The sequence below is a fragment of the Actinospineispora spinosispora DSM 44797 genome (assembly GCF_000429025.1).
In the GTDB taxonomy this organism is placed as follows: Bacteria; Actinomycetota; Actinomycetes; order Mycobacteriales; family Pseudonocardiaceae; genus Pseudonocardia; species Pseudonocardia spinosispora.
In genome coordinates this window covers 1,018,187-1,034,973 of record NZ_KE386833.1, presented here as the reverse complement: position 1 = coordinate 1,034,973, position 16,787 = coordinate 1,018,187, and the positions used below count along the sequence as shown (strand labels likewise).

Below are 16,787 nucleotides of genomic sequence, written 5' to 3'. Positions count from 1 at the left end.
ACATCCGCTACGGCTCGATGTCGTCGAGCGCGGCGAGCATCGCGGTGAGCACGCGTCGGGTGGCCGTGAGATCGGCGGCGGTCAGGTGTCGGCCGACGTGGCTCAGTTGTTCGTGCTCCCCGCGGACGACCGCGTCGATCGTCGACCGGCCCACGTCGGTCAACGCCACCAGCTTGGAACGTTGATGGTCGGGGTTGTCCGCCAGCTCGACCAGGTCGTCCGCGCGAGCGTCGTTGACCATGCGCTGCACGAACTGGCGGCTGAGCGACTGTGACCGGCCGATCTGGGGCACGGTCATCGGTCCGTTGCGGCGCAGCTGGTCGAGTACCGCGCGGACACCGACCGTGACCTGGTTGTCCGGCTCGTCGCGTTCCACGGCTCGGAGCACCCGCCGGTACAGCGGGCCGACCAGTAGGTAGATCTCGGCGAGCTGGTCAGCGAGCTCGGGGGCAGGCAGCGGGGTCTCCGACACTCCCCGATTATGACATCTCGGTTGTCATTTCTTGAAAGATCTGACACCTTGGTTGTCATGTCTGTCGCTTGGATCGATCTGCCTCCCCCCGCTCATCTGCCGCTGGCCGACGGCCGGATCGCCTACCACGACACCGGTGGAGCCGGGCCGCTCGTGGTCCTCCTGCACGGCGGCGGGGTGGACCGCAGGATGTGGGCCCGCCAGCTTGGCCCGCTGTCACGTCGCCATCGGGTGCTGGTCCCGGACGCCCGCGGGCACGGCGCGTCGAGCACACCCCTCGGGCCGTTCCGGCCGCACGAGGACGTGGCGAGACTGCTCGACCACGTGAACGCGGGGCCTGCCGCGCTGGTCGGGCTGTCCATGGGTGCCGGCACCGCCGTGGACACCGCCCTCGATCACCCCGAGCTGGTCAGCAGGGTCGTGGTGTGCGGTGCCGGGACGAGCGCGGCCCGGTTCAGCGACCCGTGGACGCTGTCGGTGCTGGCCGAGTGGGAACGCACACAGCGCGAGCTGGACGCACCCGGCTGGATCGAGGCGTTCCTGCGGTTCGTGGCGGGGCCACACCGCGCCGACTCCGAGGTCGACCGGCAGGTGCTCGACGAGGTGCGGCTCATGGTCACCGACACCCTGGCCCACCACCTGCCCTCGGATCCCGCGACGGCCCGCCCGCACCAGGTGTTCGGCGACGACCCGTGGGCCCGGCTACCCGGGCTGACCGCGCCCCTGCTCGGCCTCGTGGGCGAGCTGGACAGCACCGACCACGTCGAGCTGGTCGCCAGGGCGGTGCGAGCCGTCCCGCACGGTGAGCTGGTGACACTTCCGGGCACCGCGCACTACCCGAGCATGGAACGGCCGGACCAGTTCACCGAGGCCGTACTGCGATTTCTCGACCTCGATCTCACCGGGTAGTCATCAGCTGCCGTCCCTAGCATGTGCGATGGAAGCAGATCATCACGATGCGGAGGTCGGAATGGCGAAGGGCTACTGGATCGCGACCTACAGGTCGGTCTCGGACCCGGACAAGCTGGCGGCGTACGGGAAGCTCGCCGGTCCCGCGCTCCAGGCGGCGGGTGGCCGGTTCCTGGTACGGGGCGGTGAGGTCACCGCGTTCGAGGCCGGTCTGGTCGAGCGGACCGTGCTGATCGAGTTCCCGAGCAAGCAGGCGGCCGTCGACGCCTATCACAGCGACGACTACCAGCGTGCGCTCGAGGTGTTCGACGGCGCCGCCGTTCGGGACATCCGGCTCGTGGAGGGGCTCGACTGACCGTCGGTCACGGCACGCGGTGGGGTGGCTCGGTTGCGATGTCGATGAACCGGGCCACCAGCGGGTTCAGCGTGTCCCGGTGCCACACCAGCGAGATCCGGGTCGTGGTGCCGCGCACGGTGCGGGCCACCACGCCGTGCCGGCCCAGCGCACGGAACGAGTCGGCCAGGATCGCGGCACCGAAACCCACCGAGGCCAGCGCCAGAAGGGTCTGGACCGTGCGCGCCTCGGCCGCGATGGTCGGAGCCACACCGCCGGCCCGGTAGATGGCCATGATCTCGTCGTAGGACTGCGGTGACTCCGCCCTCGGCCAGACGACCAGCGGTACACGGGCCAGCTCCGAGGGCGCGAGCTCGTCGGCCGAGCGCGCGAGCTCGTGGTCGGCGGGCAGGAACGCCGTCATCGGCTCCTGCCACCAGTGCAGGGTGCGCAGTCGCGGGTCGGCAGCCGGCAGCCGTTGGACGGCGATGTCGTAGTCACCCTCGGCCACGCCCTCGGACATGGCCGTGTCGTCGAAGCTCTCCGCGAGCGTGAGGGTGACCCTCGGCATCGCCGCGCGGAACCGGGCGAGCGCGTCCGCCAACGGGCCGTTGATGCCTGACCCGGCGAAGGTCAGCACCAAGCGTCCGCGCCTGCCCGCCGCCACCTCACGCACCTCGCGCTCCGCGGCCGCCGCGCCGTCCAGGAGCACGCGGGCGCGCGCGACCAACGCGGCGCCCGCCGGTGTCACGATCGTTCGGCGAGGCTCCCGCACGAACAGCCGCGCGCCGAGCCGGCGCTCCAGGTCCCGCAACTGTCTGCTGAGCGTCGGCTGGGTGATGTGCAGCGCCTCAGCGGCGCCCGCGACCGAACCCGCGTCGGCGACCGCGACGACATAGGCGAGCAGCCGCAGCTCCATCCATGCCTCCTGAGCACCTACTATGAGCCTAGCACTGCCTTGCAGGCTAGGTCAGGGGCGCGCATGATTGGTTCATGACCTCAGCGACCATGACTCCGACCAGCACCGACCAGCACGCCACCACCCGTCAGGAGCGTTTCGATCACGGGATGGCAGTGCTCGATGCCGTCGACGGCGCGGGCGGCCAGCGCGTCATCGACGCACTCGCCGACGTCTCACCGGAGCTGGGCCACCAGGTCGTCTCGTGGGCGTTCGGCGAGATGTACTCCCGGCCGCAGCTGGCGCCGCGCGACCGTCAGCTCGTCACGCTCGGGATCCTGACCGCCCTCGGTGGTTGCGAGGCCCAGCTGGACGTGCACGTCAACGCCTCTCTCAACGTCGGGCTGACCCGCGAGGAGATCGTCGAGTCGATGCTGCACGCCGCTGTCTACTGCGGGATGCCCCGGGCACTGAACGCCACGTTCGCAGCGAAGAAGGTCTTCGCGGACCGCGATCGGGCGGTCTGACACCGCGCACCCCACGGACACCGCGCACCCGACGTCCACACCGCGCGCTGTGCACAGGGCGCGGTGTGGACGGAGGATGCGCGGTGTGGGTGCGTCGTGCCGGGATCAGGAGCCCTGGTTCAGGATCTCGGTCGGCGGAGTGCCCTTCGCCTTCACGTAGAAGACGGCCAGCTTCGCGGGTTGCGTCTGGCTGGCGTTGCGGCTCACGACGTGGATGTCCGTCGGGGACTCGTAGAACACCCCGCCGGTGTCGACGGTCTGGAGGCTGCCGCCCTGCACCTGCGTCACGACGCTTCCCTCCAGTACGTAGACGAACAGGTCGCAGTTGTGGCGGTGCACCTGCGAGGCCTCGCCCGGGGCGAAGTCCACGATCTCGATCATTCCCTCCTTCCCCGGTAGATCAGGCAGGTCCTGGGTCATCAGGCGGGTCACCGACCCCGCTGCGGTGTGACGCACGGCCTGGTCAGAGGCCTGTCCGGGCTCCGGGCCGCCGCACCCCGCCACGCCGCCGAGTGCCAGCAGGGAGACCACTCCCAGTGCGAGCATCGTGTTCATGTGCCGCTCCCTCGTCATCAGAGTGTTGCCGTAGTGGTGATAGCGGTGTTCGAACCGCCTCGACCGGACGTGATCCGATCGGAGATCCAGATCAGCAGAGCGGCCGCGCTGAAACCCGCGCCGAGAATGCACACCGCACCCCAGCCCCAGGCGCTGTACACCGAGGTGGCCGCGATGGCGCCGATACCGGTGCCGACCGAGTAATAGACCATGTTGCTGCCGACGAGCCTGCTGCTGGCGGCCGGATCGATCTGCAGGATCAGATGCACGTTGGTGACGTGCAGAGCCTGACCGGCCAGGTCGATCACGAGGATCCCGATGATCAGCGGGATCAGCGAGTGCGGCAGCCAGGCGATCGGTATCCAGGACAGGGCGAACAACACCAGGACGACACCGGTCACCCACTGGGCCAACCCCCGGTCGGCGAGGGTGCCCGCACGGGCCGCGCCGAACGCCCCCGCCGCGCCGACCAGTCCGAACAGGCCGACCTCGGAGGTCGACATGTGCCACGGCTCGGCACTCAGCGGCAGCGCGATCGAGCCCCACAGCGCCCCGAACCCGGCGAACATGAACAGCGACAGCAGGCTGCGGACGCGGAACACCCGTTCCTGTACCGACAGCGTGACGACCGACAGGATCAGGCGCCGATAGACGGCCGGACTCGCGGTGGTCGTCTCCGAGGGAAGCCGCCGCACGAGCACCAGCGCGACCACGACCATGAGCACCGCCGAGACGACGAAGACCGAGCGCCACCCGAGCAGGTCGGCCACCAGCCCGGACACCGTGCGAGCCAGCAGGATGCCGATCACGACACCGCTGGTCACGATGCCGAGCACACGGCCGCGCAGCCGCGGGCTGCTCAGTACCGCCGCGTAGGCGATGATCACCTGCTGCACCACGGCCGCCAGCCCGACGATGCCGCTGGCCACCAGGAACGTGAGCGAACCGGGCGCAACGGCCACCGCGACCAGCGCGATCGCGGAGATGACGCACCCTGCGGGGATCAGGACCCTGCGGTTGAACAGGTCGCCCAGCGGAACGATCAGGATCAGGCCGAGGAAGTAGCCGGCCTGGGTCACGGTGGTGACCAGACCGAGCCCGGCCGGCCCGACGCCGAGGTCGTGGCCGATCCGTTCCAGCAGCGGCTGGGCGTAGTAGACGTTGGCGACGGCCGCCCCCGAGGCGAAGGCCAGCAGGAGTGCCGTCCTGGTACTGATTCCGTCGGGTCGCGTGCCCGGAGTCGCCCGGGCGTTCGATGACTTCATGAGATTCCTTTGTGAGGACGGCCCCGGTGCGGCTGACCCGTTCATGCGGGGCCGTCCGAACCGAACGGTTCAGTCGGTGATCAGGACGACGCCGGACGGCTCGCCCAGCGCCGCCACCGTCCGTTGCGCGGCGGTGTCGATGTGCACCCGAGGCCCCTCGGGCAGCTGCTGCTCGTTGTAGGTGCCCGCGCCGTAGAACTGGCCGTACCGCAGCACGACGCCACCCTCGGCGAGTACCGAGCTCTCCAGCTCGGCGACCGCCCTGGCGTCCGGCCCGTCGGGCAGCTGCCAGGCGACACTCTGGGCCAGGACCTTCGGCGCTCCGGACTGCCGCGCGGCCTCGATCAGGTTCCGCGACCCCTCGGTCCGGATGCGCGCATTGAGCTCGGTGAACTCACCGATCCGCGCGACGTCGTCGGGCAGGTCGGTCAGCTCGTTCAGCAGCAGGTCCGGCGTGAACGCCCGGACCGCGCCGACCAGCGCCTCACGGTCGAACACGTCGCACAGAATCGGCTCGGCGCCGAGCTCCGCAAGCAGCTCCGTCTTCCCGGCGGAGCGGGTCAGACCACCGACGATGTGCCCGGCACGCACCAGCCGGGTGGTCAGCCGCTGCCCGAGTACGCCGGATGCACCGGCGAGAAAGATCCGCATGATGTCTCCCCTCTCAGGCGAAGTCGCCGGGCGTGTAGTGGCCGGCGACCGAGCGGGTGGAGACCCCGAAGCGGTTGAACGCGTTGATCGCCACGATCGCGGTGATCACGTGCGCCAGCTCGGTCTCGTCGAACTCCGCCGCCGCCCTCGCGTACACCTCGTCGGGGACGTATCCGTCGGTGAGCACGGTGATCGCGTCGGTCAGCTCGATCGCTGCCAGCTCCCGTGCCGTGTAGAAGTGTTTCGACTCGTTCCAGGCGCTGAGCTGCACGATCCGCTCCACCGACTCGCCCGCCGCGAGCGCGTCCTTGCTGTGCATGTCCAGGCAGAACGCGCAGTGGTTGAGCTGCGACGCGCGGACCTTGATCAGATCGAGCAGGGTCGAATCGACACCCTTCCGGGCCGCGGCGTCCAGCCGGATCAGCGCCCGGTACGCCTCGGGGGCAAGGGTCGCCCAGTCCAGGCGGGCCGCCTGCTCCGGCAGGCGCCGTGTGCTCTCGTGTACCTCGCTTGTTGTCATGCTTCGAACGCTACGGAGCAAGCGGCGCAGGTGTATGGTCCATTTCTGTGTCAGATTCTTGGGCCACTTCGGACGGACCGCGATCTTCCGCGACCGGCATGGACCTGCATCTGGAGCTTGATCGGTCCGGGCTGCGCTCCGGGCTGATGGACGCTCTCCGGGAAGCCGTCCGCAGCGGGCGTCTCGCGTCCGGCACTCGGCTTCCCTCGTCCCGGTCGCTCGCCGCCGACCTGGGCATCGCGCGCAACACCGTGGCAGGCGCCTACGCCGAGCTGGTCGCCGAAGGCTGGCTCACCGCCCAGCAGGGTTCGGGGACGCGGGTGGCCAAGCGGACCGAACCTCGCCGTGCGGCGCCCGCCGCGCCCCGCACGAGACCGACACCGCGGCGGCCGGCCTACAGTTTGCTGCCCGGCTCCCCCGACCTGTCGCAGTTCCCCCGCAAGCAGTGGCTCGCCGCCTCGCGTCGCGCCCTGGCCTCGGCTCCGAACGACGCGTTCGGCTACGGCGACGCCCATGGCCGGATGGAGCTTCGCACGGTCATCGCGGACCACCTCGCACGGGCTCGTGGGGTGCACGCAACCCCGGAACGCGTGATCATCTGCGCGGGCTTCCACCACGGGCTCATGCTGACCGCCCGCGCGCTGCGGGCACGGCGGGTGCGGGCGGTGGCGGTCGAGGCCTACGGCCTCGACCTCTACCGCGACATCCTGACCGGTGCCGGTCTGCGCACCCCGACACTCGCCGTGGACGAGCGCGGCGCCCACACCGACGACGCGGCGCGGCTGCGCGGCGTCGGTGCGGTGCTGCTGACCCCGGCTCACCAGTACCCGACCGGCGTCGCCCTCGACCCGGACAGACGCGCGGCGGCCATCGACTGGGCACGCGCCACCGGCGGGTTGATCCTGGAGGACGACTACGACGGCGAGTTCCGGTACGACCGCCAGCCGATCGGTGCCCTGCAGGGCCTCGACCCGGAGCGGGTGGTCTACTTCGGTTCCGCGAGCAAGTCGCTGGCGCCGGGACTGCGGCTGGGCTGGATGGTGCTGCCCGAGGAGCTGATCCCGGAGATCGTCGTGGCCAAGGGTCACGGTGACTACATGTCGAGCGCCCCGGAACAGCTGACACTCGCGGAGTTCATCGCCTCCGGCGCCTACGAGCGGCACGTGCGCGCCATGCGGCTGCGTTATCGGCGCCGCCGCGACCAGCTCGTCGAGGCGCTGGCCCGCCGTGCCCCCTCGATTCACGTCACCGGCATCGCGGCGGGACTGCAGGCCGTCCTGCAGCTCCCGCCCGGCACCGAACGCTCCGTGGTCCAGGCCGCCGCCTGGCAGGGCCTCGCGGTCAGCGGCATGGCGGACTCCCGGTTCGGGACGGCGGACAGTGATCGCCACCGACCCGCCCAGGACGCCCTGGTGATCAACTTCGCCGGCCCCTCGGACAGCGCCTGGACAGGTGCGCTGGACGCTCTCTGCCGAGCACTTCCCTGACCCCCGGAGATCATCACCGCACGAGGGCTGTTCCGAGCCGCGAAAACAGCCCTCAGGCGGTGGTGATCTCGGGGCGGCGCTGACGGAACTGGGTGGGGTTGACGCCGCGGACGCGTGTGAACGCGGCGCTGAAGCCGAAGGCGTCCGAGTAGCCCACCGTTCGGGCGACCTCCGCGAGGGTCGCCGCGTCCCGCTCGGCCAGGATGTCCGCCGCGAGGGTCATGCGCCAGCGGGTGAGATAGGTCAGGGGCGGTTCCCCGACCAGGTCGGCGAACCGCTTCGCCAGCGTCGCACGCGACACGCCCGTGCGTTCGGCGAGCGACGAGACCGTCCACGGGGCGGCCGGTTCGGCGTGCAGCAGTCGCAGTGCCTGGCCGACCACCGGGTCGCGGTGCGCCGCGTACCAGGCGGGCGGTTCACCACCGGGTCGCTCGAACCAGTCGCGCAACGCGCACACCAGCATCCAGTCCAGCAGCCGGTCGAGCACGACCTGCTGACCCGGCGCGTCGACGGCGACCTCCGCGGCGAGGAGGTCGCGCACCGCGCCCGCGGTACCGCCGGGCTCGACGCGCAGCACGTCAGGCACCGCGTCGAGCAGCCGCCGCCCGATCTCGCCGCGTACCGGGTAGGCGCCGACGACCAGCGTCGTCGCTCCGGCCGGGTCACCGGGGCACGCGTCGTTCCAGCCGAGCCGATGCAGGGTCCCGCCCTGCTCGGGCGTCGCGCAGTCCTCGCCGCACTCGACAGGCTCCGCCTCGGTGTCGATCTCGTCGACGAAGGAGAACGACGCGGGCCCGCGCACGATCAGTGTCTCGCCCCTCGCCAGGTGCTCGGGTGCGCGCCCCTCCGGGACGATCCACCCGGCTCCGTCGAGCACGGTGCACAGTGTCAGCGGCGCGCCGTCCACGAAATGCAACGACCACGGCGCGGACAGCGTCGAGCTGCCGAACAGCGATCCCTGCGCACGGACACCCCGGAACAGGTCACCGAATGCATCCATGCAGCCAGGTTAGACGAACACACAGGCAAACCAGCTTCTCACCTATGGAGTCGTCCGATCCGGTCCCGTTGAATGGCCCGCATGAGTACCAGCACGCTGACCGCCGACGATCTCGAGTTCCTCCGACGTCCCCTGCACGGATTCCTGACCGTGGCCGCCGGCCCGCTGCCGCCACAACCCAGGCCGGTGTGGTTCGAGGCCACCGAGAGCGGGACGATCCAGCTCTTCACGACCCCGGATGCGGCGAAGGTGCGGCGCCTGCGGCGTGACCCGCGGGCCTCGATCGTCGTCGCCGCCCCGGTGAACGAGCGCGAGCGATGGGTGTCCGTCACCGGCCGCACCACGATCGAGACCGACGGTGCGCGCGACCTGGCCTCCCGCCTCGGCGCCAGGTACTGGGACCTCGACGACCCGATCCGCGCCCAGGATCTCGCCGCGATCCTGGCCGAGGACCAGCTGCGTATCGTCCTTCACCCGGAGACGGTGCACCGTTACACCTACTGACGGTCCGCGTCAGCGAGGTCGCCGGCGTAGCTGGTGCTCCGTGACGTCGACCAGCACGGCCTGGAACCGAAGGAACGTGTCGTGCCCGAAATGGCGCGCGTGGCGCTCCTGAATCCAGCACGGATCTCCGTGGCCGCGCGCATCTGCGTGCCCTTCACCGCCAGGGCGGTGAACAGCTCCTGCTCGACATCGAAGAGCAGACGTCCGGCACGCGTGCCGACGTCCGGGTCTACCTGGTTGCGTCCCGCGCGGTCGACCCTGTGAATCTCCTCCAGCGGCCCGGGGCGGTCCCGACCACGCCGTCCGAGGGTCAGGCCTCGGAGTGCTCGGTCAGCAACCTGTCGAGGGCCTGTGCGTCATCGGTACGGATGCGCGGGATGCCGCGGATCCACTCGTGGTCGGTCAGCCCGGGGTTGTGCGCGGTGAACCCGTCAGGAAGGAACAGCTGCGGGCTGCCCTGGATGGGCAGCGACTTGCTGTCTTCGTAGTCGCTCAGCACGTCCGCCCGCACCGGTTCCTCACGCCACACCCGGAGCACCTCGGCCACGTCGAGCTCGGCACCGAGCTCCCGCGTCAGGTCGAGGGCACGCCTGAGGCCGCCGAGGATGCTCACGTCGATCCCGTCCCGGAAGAACGCCAGCCGCAGCGCGTAGTCGACGTCCTCGGCACCGCGCGGGCCGCCGACCCGGCGCGCGGCCGCCACGAGCTCGAACGCGGGCAGGAAGGTCGAGGGCCATGACGGGTCGTCGTAGGCCCCGAAGATGTCGGGCTCGTGGTCGGCGAGGACGGCGGTCTCCTGGATCACGATGTGCCGAGGGGTGCCTTCGTCGTTGACCAGCTCCAACGGCCAGGGCCGGGGGTCGAGGACCAGCCCGGGCCGGATACGGTCGCGGGCCCCTCGGAGTCGGTGCACCACCGTGGTGGCCCACGGGCAGTGGATGTCCGACCAGATGGTCACTGTGGGTTCGCCGGCCATGAAAGGTTCTTTCTCCTGGTGAACGGTGTGGTGGGTCCGGGCTCAGTACAGCCTGCGGAGCGCCTCGTCGAGACCGTCGGCGGTGGACAGGTCGATCAGGAAGCACTGCTCGAGCGCCTTGCGGATCTCGGACGGATCGGCCAGCTCGTGGTGCTCACTCGGTCCGCCGAGATGATGGACGGACAGTCTCCGGTTGCTCAGCGCGTAGCGGCGATCCTCGGCCGGCCTGGCGATCATGAGCGCGGACCGGAAGTGCGACGCGGGGTGGTTCGCCAGGTACCAGTTCGACACGTCGTAGTCGACCCACCGCTGCGGACACAGGTCGAACGTGTACAGCGTCTGCCACGCCGACCCGACGAGCGCACTCACCGACCGGTCGCGCCCCGAGCAGGTGACGCGGAACGGGCCGTGCGGTGTGGGTTGCTCCGTCTCGACGTCCAGGGCGAGCACGCCGGTGAGCGTCATCCCGCCGAACCCCACGTCGACCACGACCGGGCCATCCATGAGGTCGACCCTGAGCAGCATGTGCTGGCGAGGCGCGGGCGGCGAACCGGGCGGCCGCCCGTGCACCACCCGGCCGGCCAGGCCGGTCACCGAGAAACCGACGGCCTGCAGCGCGGCGGCCAGCAGCAGGTTCTGTTCGAAGCACCAGCCACCGCGCCCGGCATGCACGAGCTTCGCCACCAGGCCGGGTGTCTCGACGTCCGGCGTGTGCCCGCTGAACGGCGCGAGGTCCTCGAACGCGATCGACCGAGCGTGCGCCGCCACGATCCGGGCAAGGTCGTCCCGGTTCGCCGAGGGCGTGTCCGGCAGGCCGATGCGCCGCAGGTACGCGGCGAGCTCCTCGGCGTCCAACGGTCTGGCGAGCATGCTCTTCCTCCCCCGGGCCGAACCGGCCGTATCCGGATCCGCACCTCCCACCCTACGCTACTTTAGTAAGAATCATTGACTATCAACGCCCCAGGGCACGGTTCCACGGCGTCGGATTGCGTCGCGGACACTGCAGCCGCGACGCAACCCGTTGCCAGGAGGCACGCAGCGGTCACGCGTCCAGACGCTCGATGATGGTGGCGTTGGCCGTGCCGCCCGCCTCGCACATCGTCTGCAGGCCGTAGCGGCCGCCGGTCTGCTCCAGCACCGAGAGCAACGTCGTCGCCAGGCGAGCGCCGCTCGCACCCAGCGGGTGACCGATCGCGATCGCACCGCCGTGCTGGTTGACCTTCGCCCCGTCGACGCCGAAGTGAGCCTGCCAGGCGAGAACGACGGGCGCGAACGCCTCGTTGACCTCGAAGGCGTCGATGTCGCCGATGCTCAGCCCCGACTTCGCCAGCGCCTTCTCGGTGGCGGGCAGGATTCCCAGCAGCATGTACAGCGGGTCGTCGGCAGCCACGACTGCCGTGTGGATGCGAGCCCTCGGCCGCCAGCCGCGTGCCTTCGCGATGTCGCCCGTGGTGATGAGCAATGCCGCCGAGCCGTCGTTGATCGGGCTGGAGCTGCCGGCCGTGACCTTCCAGTCCAGGTCAGGATAGCGTTCCAGATAGGGCTCACGGTCGAACGCGGTGCGCAGCCCGGCCAACGTGTCCAGGGTGGTGCCGGGCCGGACCGACTCGTCGGCGGCCAGCTCCGCGGTCGCACCGTCCACCGTCGCGAGCTTGACCGGAGCGACCTCACCCTCGAAGCGCCCCTCCCGCCACGCCGTCGCGGCGCGAACGTGGCTGGTCAGCGCGAACTCGTCGAGCTGCCGCCGGGACAGGCCGTACCGGGCCGCGATGAGTTCTGCGCTGATGCCCTGCGGCACGAGCCCCCCGGGATAGCGGGCGGCCACCTCGGGACCGTGCGGGTCACGGCCGAGCGCCTGGCTCCCGATCGGGATCGCACTCATCGACTCGACACCGGATGCGATCACCACGTCGTAGGCACCCGCGACCACGCCCTGTGCGGCGAACGAGATCGCCTGCTGGCTCGAACCGCACTGCCGATCGATCGTCACGCCGGGCACCGACTCGGGGAACCCCGCGGCCAGCGCCGCCCACCGCGCCGTGTTGCCGGACTGTTCGCCGACCTGACCGACGGCACCGGAGATCACGTCGTCGATGCCGGCCGGATCAACTCCGGTGCGCTCGACGAGCGTCCTGAGCACGTGGGCGTGTAGGTCCACCGGATGCACACCGGCCAAGCCACCGCCGAGCTTGCCCCGACCCACCGGCGTGCGTACCGCGTCGACGATCACCGCGTCTCGCATGACACTCTCCTCTGGCTCAAGTTACCTATAGCCAGAACGTACGACCTGGCTATAGCAAACTCAAGCCAGCAGGTAGTATCCGCCGTGTGACGTCCACGGCATCCTCACTGACCCTCTCCGGTTCGCTCGCCGACCGGGACAGCTGGATCACCACCGGCTGGTGCTCCATCGAGCGCACGCTCGCCGTGGTCGGAACCCGGTCGGCGATGGTGCTGCTGCGTGAGGTCCTCTACGGCGGCCGCCGGTTCGACGATCTGGCACGGCGCGCCGGCATCACCGAGGCCGCAGCCGCAACCAGGCTCAAGCAACTGGTCGAGGCAGGCGTCCTGTGCCTCGTCCCCTACCGCGAACCCCGTCGCCGCACCCGCAACGAGTACGTGCTCACCGACAAGGGACGTGACCTGTTCCCGGTGTTGCAGGCGCTCATGCAGTGGGGCGACACGCACCGCGACGACGTGCCGGGCGGCCCGATACGGATGACCCACGCCGGCTGCGGAGCCGAGGTGACGGTCCGCGTCGAATGCACGGAAGGGCACGTCGTAGAGCTCGAGGAGACGGTCGCGTCGGCCGCCCGGACCCACCCGTAGCGTCAGCCCGGGCTCACCCACGTCTCGGGGCGTCTCGGCTCGGGCGCCGGGTTGACCCTGGCCGGCGGTGGACGCAACTGGTGCAGGTGTTCGAGCAGCTCGGCGGACGTGCTCGCCAGCTCGTCGAGCCGGACCGAGCGTGCCGTCTCGTCCCTGCCGTACGGACCGTCCGCGTCCAGCAGACCGACCGCGACACCACGCAGCACGCCTACCAGGTAGAGGTCGACGAGCTCTTCACTCAGGTAGTACCCGTCCCGCAGCCGGATGCCGGCCCTGATCGAGGCGACCAGGCCGGCCACCGGTTCCGACCGGTGTTCCCTGGCGGGCTCCCGAGCCTCCGGCGGTGTCACGTGCGGGCCAGTGCGTGCTCGACGAGGGCGATGAGCGCCGCTCGGCTCGACGTCCCCTCCCGTGCGTCCATGCGCAGCAGCGGGCAGTCCGCGGCCAGCACGAGCGCATCGCGGACCGACCCGTCGCTGAAGCTCGGTGTCTCCGGGAACTCGTTGAGCGCGAGGACGAACGGAAGGCCCCGGTTCTCGAAGTAGTCGATCGCGGCGAACGAGTCGTCGACCCGGCGCAGGTCGACGAGCACGATGGCACCGACGGCGCCCCTGGCCAGCTCGTCCCACATGAACCAGAACCGGTCCTGTCCCGGGGTTCCGAACAGGTACAGGATGAGCGAGTCGTCGACGGTGAGCCTGCCGAAGTCCATGGCCACCGTGGTCGTCTGTTTGTCCGGGACCGCGTCCGCGTCGTCGACGCCGATCGACGCGGTCGTCATCTGCTCCTCGGTGCTCAACGGCGGAATCTCCGACAGGGCGCCGACGAACGTCGTCTTGCCGACCCCGAAACCACCCGCGACCAGAACCTTCAACGCGACCAGGTCCCGCTCGCCCGACGACGGTCGGCGCGGCGGTGCCTCAGAGCGAACGGAGTCCATCCAGCAGCCTTTCTAGCAGTTCAGCGTTGGGCCGACCGTTGGGCTCGGTCGGCGGCGGCAGGTGCATCGTGAGGTATCCGGCGCTGGTCAGGTCGTTCACCAGCACTCGGGCCACTCCTGCCGGAACCTGCAGCGTCGCGCTGATCTCGATGATCGACACCGGGCCGGACACCAGGTCGAGAATCTCCCGGTACTCCACCTGCAGCGCGGCGTTGTGCCGGTCGGCCAGTTCGTTCGCGGTGACCATCGCCTCGATCGGCATCTGTTCACCCACCGACCGGGTCCGTCCCCGGGTCAGGGCGTAGACCGGGACGACCCGCCAGCTGTCGTCCCGGCCGTTCGCTCCGTGCGAGTTCACCGTGGCACGCCGCCACGGGGTGCCGCGGCCAGCAGGTGTCCCGCCCGGTTGGCGAGCATGGTCATCTCGTAGCCGAGCAGCCCGATGTCGCAGTCGCGGTCGGCGTAGACGGTCAACGTGGAGCCCTGGCTCAACGAGCTGACGAACAGGTACCCGCCGGCCATCTCGACGATCGTCTGGCTGACCGGCTCGGCCGCCAGCACCTTCGCGGTTCCCCGCGACAGGCTGACCAGGCCGGATGCGGCGGCAGCCAGCCGGTCCGCGAAGGACGGGTCGAGCGTCTCCGACGCTGCGAGGCGCAGTCCGTCGGCCGACACCACGAGTGCGTGCCGCACGCCCGGCATCGCCTTGGCGAAATCCGCCAGCAGCCAGTCGAGCTCACCGCCCGTCGGTCCATCCAGCGTCATGCCTGTCCTCTCTCGGTCTCGGGTTCTGACTCGCGCCGTGCCTCGGGAGCCTTCGCGGGGTCGGCCCACGCGGCCGCCGCGGCGTTGCGGTTGGCCTGGTAGCTGGTCAACGGGTGCGTCGAGGTCCGCGCGGGTTCGACGGGCTCGGCCATCTCGACGGGCACCCGCAGCTCGGGGGCGAGATGGGTCTGCGGCACCCGGCGGTTGAGCCTCGGTTCACCGTCGCCGTCCTCGGCGTGGAGATCCGTGCGCGGCCGGTCCGGGACACTGCCCGGTTCCGGGCCCGTCGCGGACTCGGGAGGCCGCCCCGGTCGTGGCCTCGGCGGGTTCGCCCTCGGGTACGGCACCGGGTGATCGATCGGTGACACCTCGGCCGGACCGTTCGTCCGGTCCTCGGCGGCTCGGCCACGCGGCTCGTGCCGGATGGCGTCCAAGGCCCGGTCGGCCCGGTCGTCTGGCGTCCACCAGCCGGACCATCCCGGAGCCGACGGCGCCAGCGGGACCGGGGTGGGCGCGACCAGCGACGCCGCGGCGGGTGGCGCCTCGACGGCGCGACGCGGTTCGGTCTCGATCGCAGGCGCCGAGACCTGCTTCGGCATCGTCGTGACCACCCAGTCGGCCCGTTCCGCCTCGAGCACCGGCGCCGCCTGTGGGTGTATCGCATGCCTGGACCGGGCAGGAGCCTCGGACGCGGCACCGTTCGGGCGGGAGTCGACTCGGTGCTGCCGCCCGTTGCGGGCAGTCGGCTCCGTGGCCGCATGACTGACCACCAGGCTGGTCGAGAGCAGAACCGCGGCGGTGAGCCCGCCACCGGGAGTCGGCGTCAGCGAGACCTCGATGTGGTGACGCTCGGCGAGGCGGGCCACGACGTGGAAGCCGAGCTGCTGGGGTACCGCGAGATCGACCTCCGGCGGGTCCGCGAGCACCTGGTTGTACGTCGTGAGCACGTCAGCCGGCATGCCCACGCCCCAGTCCTCGATCGTCACCAGGTGTCCCCCGGCGCCGCCGGAGGCGACGCGGCTGCGGATGGTGACACCCGAGTGCGGCGGGGAGAACCGGACCGCGTTCTCGGTGAGCTCGGCCAGCAGGTGGGTCAGGTCGGTGACGCTGTGTCCGGCGACGGCGACCCGCTCGTCCACCGCGATGTCGACCCGGTCCAGGTCCTCGGTCTCCGCGATGGCCGCCCTGATCACCTCGTGCAGCGCGACCGGTGCCCGCCAGACCCTCGCAGGCTGCTCACCGGACAGCACCAGCAGGCTCTCGGCGTTGCGCCGGACCCGCGTCGCGAGGTGATCGAGCTGGAACAGCTCGGCCAACGCATCCGGATCACGCTCCCGGTCCTCCATCTCGTTGATGATCTCGAGCTGGCGGTACAGCATGCTCTGGTTACGTCGTGCCAAGTTCACCAGCAACTGCGAGGTGAATCGCCGGCGCTCCGCGACGGTCAGCTGTTTACTCAGGTCACGCCGTTCTCGCTGTTCATCTTCTGTCACTCGCCAGAACAGCACCATCCCCACACAGGCAGCCAGCACCGCGCCACCATGAATTCCCGACCATAACCACGGGCTCCGTTGCGCCGCTCCGGAGGAAAATATCAGGTCCGCCTTGTAGATCGTTCCCATCGCGTGACTGAGTACGGTGAACGCGACATTCCACAGGAACGGGACCCAGTCCTGGTACAGCGCGATGAACCCGATGATGATGAAGAAATGGAAGTGCGCCTCGATCGACCCCCTGGACAGGCCGACGAGGAGCACCGAACAGTAGGTCAGCCCCGCGGTGATCATCACCGATGCCACGCGTCGCTGCTTGATCTGCCTTCCGAGCAGCACAAACACCAACGGGGGCAGGAGGAACGCGGCGGTCGTGAGCGCCTCATGGCCCAGCGCGACGCCGAAGATGAACAGGGCTGGCAGGTGTCCCGCGAGCAACCATTGCAGCAACCGGTGACGGCTCGCCCACTCAGTGTCGTCGAGCAGATTTCCTCTCGGTAGAAAGCTGGTCACTGTCTTCATCGGTGAGTTCACCGAACCTCCACGAATCAATCCCGCTCGGTACCCGCCAAATGGAGCAATACACAGGGAGCGACTCGGCGGACGGGCCCTACTCGCGCCCGGCGGACATTACACTGATCTACCGGACCGGTCACCATTAA

Annotated in this window: 21 protein-coding genes; 6 read left to right on the top strand and 15 right to left on the bottom strand. The window is 70.1% G+C overall.

The window, feature by feature from the left end:
• Nucleotides 1-7 precede the first annotated feature (7 nt).
• Nucleotides 8-472: a MarR family winged helix-turn-helix transcriptional regulator gene (locus tag G406_RS0128575; RefSeq protein ID WP_028936422.1), complete on the bottom strand. Its 465-nt coding sequence runs from the start codon at nt 470-472 to the stop codon at nt 8-10.
• Between the two features lie 57 nt (nt 473-529).
• On the opposite strand from G406_RS0128575, the gene G406_RS0128570 reads away from it, so the two are divergent.
• Together G406_RS0128570 and G406_RS0128565 are read left to right on the top strand one after the other, a co-directional pair.
• Nucleotides 530-1,381, top strand: a complete 852-nt coding sequence (locus G406_RS0128570; RefSeq protein WP_051342793.1) for an alpha/beta fold hydrolase — start codon at nt 530-532, stop codon at nt 1,379-1,381.
• Nucleotides 1,382-1,409: 28 nt separating this feature from the next.
• Complete coding sequence (locus tag G406_RS0128565) at nt 1,410-1,736, top strand: DUF1330 domain-containing protein (protein WP_425414630.1); 327 nt, start codon at nt 1,410-1,412, stop codon at nt 1,734-1,736.
• Nucleotides 1,737-1,743: 7 nt separating this feature from the next.
• Here the strand turns inward: G406_RS0128565 and G406_RS0128560 are convergent, their stop codons facing one another.
• Entirely contained in the window at nt 1,744-2,634 is an 891-nt protein-coding gene (locus tag G406_RS0128560; protein WP_028936419.1) for a LysR family transcriptional regulator, read from the bottom strand.
• 74 nt (nt 2,635-2,708) lie between these two features.
• On the opposite strand from G406_RS0128560, the gene G406_RS0128555 reads away from it, so the two are divergent.
• The gene (locus tag G406_RS0128555) at nt 2,709-3,140 is read left to right on the top strand and encodes a carboxymuconolactone decarboxylase family protein (protein WP_245607241.1); all 432 of its coding nucleotides are present in this window, start codon (nt 2,709-2,711) and stop codon (nt 3,138-3,140) included.
• A 105-nt stretch (nt 3,141-3,245) separates the two neighbouring features.
• On the opposite strand, the gene G406_RS50515 is transcribed toward G406_RS0128555, so the two are convergent.
• The 4 genes from G406_RS50515 to G406_RS0128535 all read right to left on the bottom strand — a co-directional run bounded on the left by G406_RS50515 (nt 3,246) and on the right by G406_RS0128535 (nt 6,131).
• Nucleotides 3,246-3,695 carry a cupin domain-containing protein gene (locus G406_RS50515; protein WP_028936417.1) on the bottom strand — a complete coding sequence of 150 codons (450 nt, stop codon included), beginning with the start codon at nt 3,693-3,695 and terminating at the stop codon, nt 3,246-3,248.
• Between the two features lie 17 nt (nt 3,696-3,712).
• Nucleotides 3,713-4,960, bottom strand: coding sequence for an MFS transporter (locus tag G406_RS0128545; RefSeq protein ID WP_028936416.1), 1,248 nt, complete (start codon nt 4,958-4,960; stop codon nt 3,713-3,715).
• Between the two features lie 69 nt (nt 4,961-5,029).
• Nucleotides 5,030-5,611: an NAD-dependent epimerase/dehydratase family protein gene (locus G406_RS0128540; RefSeq protein WP_028936415.1), complete on the bottom strand. Its 582-nt coding sequence runs from the start codon at nt 5,609-5,611 to the stop codon at nt 5,030-5,032.
• Between the two features lie 13 nt (nt 5,612-5,624).
• Nucleotides 5,625-6,131, bottom strand: coding sequence for a carboxymuconolactone decarboxylase family protein (locus G406_RS0128535; protein WP_028936414.1), 507 nt, complete (start codon nt 6,129-6,131; stop codon nt 5,625-5,627).
• 47 nt (nt 6,132-6,178) lie between these two features.
• Between G406_RS0128535 and pdxR the strand changes: the two genes are divergently transcribed.
• Nucleotides 6,179-7,618 (top strand): MocR-like pyridoxine biosynthesis transcription factor PdxR, encoded by a 1,440-nt coding sequence (gene pdxR / locus G406_RS0128530; protein WP_028936413.1) that lies wholly within the window; start codon nt 6,179-6,181, stop codon nt 7,616-7,618.
• A gap of 52 nt (nt 7,619-7,670) precedes the next feature.
• Here the strand turns inward: pdxR and G406_RS0128525 are convergent, their stop codons facing one another.
• Nucleotides 7,671-8,618, bottom strand: a complete 948-nt coding sequence (locus tag G406_RS0128525) for an AraC family transcriptional regulator (RefSeq protein ID WP_028936412.1) — start codon at nt 8,616-8,618, stop codon at nt 7,671-7,673.
• 81 nt (nt 8,619-8,699) lie between these two features.
• Here G406_RS0128525 and G406_RS0128520 point away from each other — a divergent pair, with 81 nt between their 5' ends.
• Nucleotides 8,700-9,122 (top strand): pyridoxamine 5'-phosphate oxidase family protein, encoded by a 423-nt coding sequence (locus G406_RS0128520; RefSeq protein ID WP_028936411.1) that lies wholly within the window; start codon nt 8,700-8,702, stop codon nt 9,120-9,122.
• A gap of 310 nt (nt 9,123-9,432) precedes the next feature.
• On the opposite strand, the gene G406_RS0128510 is transcribed toward G406_RS0128520, so the two are convergent.
• The 3 genes from G406_RS0128510 to G406_RS0128500 form a co-directional block, all read right to left on the bottom strand.
• A complete protein-coding gene (locus tag G406_RS0128510; RefSeq protein ID WP_028936409.1) occupies nt 9,433-10,098 on the bottom strand; it encodes a DsbA family oxidoreductase in 666 nt (221 codons plus the stop codon).
• Nucleotides 10,099-10,140: 42 nt separating this feature from the next.
• Nucleotides 10,141-10,968 (bottom strand): arylamine N-acetyltransferase family protein, encoded by an 828-nt coding sequence (locus tag G406_RS0128505; RefSeq protein ID WP_028936408.1) that lies wholly within the window; start codon nt 10,966-10,968, stop codon nt 10,141-10,143.
• A gap of 172 nt (nt 10,969-11,140) precedes the next feature.
• Entirely contained in the window at nt 11,141-12,340 is a 1,200-nt protein-coding gene (locus tag G406_RS0128500) for a thiolase family protein (protein ID WP_028936407.1), read from the bottom strand.
• Nucleotides 12,341-12,426: 86 nt separating this feature from the next.
• Between G406_RS0128500 and G406_RS0128495 the strand changes: the two genes are divergently transcribed.
• Nucleotides 12,427-12,927: a winged helix-turn-helix transcriptional regulator gene (locus tag G406_RS0128495; protein WP_028936406.1), complete on the top strand. Its 501-nt coding sequence runs from the start codon at nt 12,427-12,429 to the stop codon at nt 12,925-12,927.
• A 2-nt stretch (nt 12,928-12,929) separates the two neighbouring features.
• On the opposite strand, the gene G406_RS0128490 is transcribed toward G406_RS0128495, so the two are convergent.
• The 5 genes from G406_RS0128490 to G406_RS54645 are packed head-to-tail and all read right to left on the bottom strand — an operon-like array spanning nt 12,930 to nt 16,647.
• Nucleotides 12,930-13,277, bottom strand: coding sequence for a hypothetical protein (locus G406_RS0128490; protein WP_028936405.1), 348 nt, complete (start codon nt 13,275-13,277; stop codon nt 12,930-12,932).
• Nucleotides 13,274-13,867, bottom strand: a complete 594-nt coding sequence (locus G406_RS0128485; protein WP_084216424.1) for a GTP-binding protein — start codon at nt 13,865-13,867, stop codon at nt 13,274-13,276. The genes G406_RS0128490 and G406_RS0128485 overlap by 4 nt, the downstream gene beginning before the upstream one ends.
• A complete protein-coding gene (locus G406_RS0128480) occupies nt 13,848-14,225 on the bottom strand; it encodes a DUF742 domain-containing protein (RefSeq protein WP_028936403.1) in 378 nt (125 codons plus the stop codon). Before G406_RS0128480 ends, G406_RS0128485 begins: the two co-directional genes overlap by 20 nt.
• A complete protein-coding gene (locus tag G406_RS0128475) occupies nt 14,222-14,632 on the bottom strand; it encodes a roadblock/LC7 domain-containing protein (RefSeq protein ID WP_037078573.1) in 411 nt (136 codons plus the stop codon). The genes G406_RS0128480 and G406_RS0128475 overlap by 4 nt, the downstream gene beginning before the upstream one ends.
• Nucleotides 14,629-16,647, bottom strand: a complete 2,019-nt coding sequence (locus G406_RS54645; RefSeq protein ID WP_084216422.1) for a sensor histidine kinase — start codon at nt 16,645-16,647, stop codon at nt 14,629-14,631. Before G406_RS54645 ends, G406_RS0128475 begins: the two co-directional genes overlap by 4 nt.
• Between the last annotated feature and the right edge of the window lie 140 nt (nt 16,648-16,787).

Bases quoted from the DNA above. Each gene is read 5' to 3' on its own strand.
- G406_RS0128570 (WP_051342793.1), top strand. From the start codon at position 530: ATGTCTGTCGCTTGGATCGATCTGCCTCCCCCCGCTCATCTGCCGCTG.
- G406_RS0128565 (WP_425414630.1), top strand. From the start codon at position 1,410: ATGGAAGCAGATCATCACGATGCGGAGGTCGGAATGGCGAAGGGCTAC.
- G406_RS0128560 (WP_028936419.1), bottom strand. From the start codon at position 2,634: ATGGAGCTGCGGCTGCTCGCCTATGTCGTCGCGGTCGCCGACGCGGGT.
- G406_RS0128555 (WP_245607241.1), top strand. From the start codon at position 2,709: ATGACCTCAGCGACCATGACTCCGACCAGCACCGACCAGCACGCCACC.
- G406_RS50515 (WP_028936417.1), bottom strand. From the start codon at position 3,695: ATGAACACGATGCTCGCACTGGGAGTGGTCTCCCTGCTGGCACTCGGC.
- G406_RS0128545 (WP_028936416.1), bottom strand. From the start codon at position 4,960: ATGAAGTCATCGAACGCCCGGGCGACTCCGGGCACGCGACCCGACGGA.
- G406_RS0128540 (WP_028936415.1), bottom strand. From the start codon at position 5,611: ATGCGGATCTTTCTCGCCGGTGCATCCGGCGTACTCGGGCAGCGGCTG.
- G406_RS0128535 (WP_028936414.1), bottom strand. From the start codon at position 6,131: ATGACAACAAGCGAGGTACACGAGAGCACACGGCGCCTGCCGGAGCAG.
- G406_RS0128525 (WP_028936412.1), bottom strand. From the start codon at position 8,618: ATGGATGCATTCGGTGACCTGTTCCGGGGTGTCCGTGCGCAGGGATCG.
- G406_RS0128520 (WP_028936411.1), top strand. From the start codon at position 8,700: ATGAGTACCAGCACGCTGACCGCCGACGATCTCGAGTTCCTCCGACGT.
- G406_RS0128510 (WP_028936409.1), bottom strand. From the start codon at position 10,098: ATGGCCGGCGAACCCACAGTGACCATCTGGTCGGACATCCACTGCCCG.
- G406_RS0128505 (WP_028936408.1), bottom strand. From the start codon at position 10,968: ATGCTCGCCAGACCGTTGGACGCCGAGGAGCTCGCCGCGTACCTGCGG.
- G406_RS0128500 (WP_028936407.1), bottom strand. From the start codon at position 12,340: ATGCGAGACGCGGTGATCGTCGACGCGGTACGCACGCCGGTGGGTCGG.
- G406_RS0128485 (WP_084216424.1), bottom strand. From the start codon at position 13,867: ATGGACTCCGTTCGCTCTGAGGCACCGCCGCGCCGACCGTCGTCGGGC.
- G406_RS0128475 (WP_037078573.1), bottom strand. From the start codon at position 14,632: ATGACGCTGGATGGACCGACGGGCGGTGAGCTCGACTGGCTGCTGGCG.
- G406_RS54645 (WP_084216422.1), bottom strand. From the start codon at position 16,647: ATGAAGACAGTGACCAGCTTTCTACCGAGAGGAAATCTGCTCGACGAC.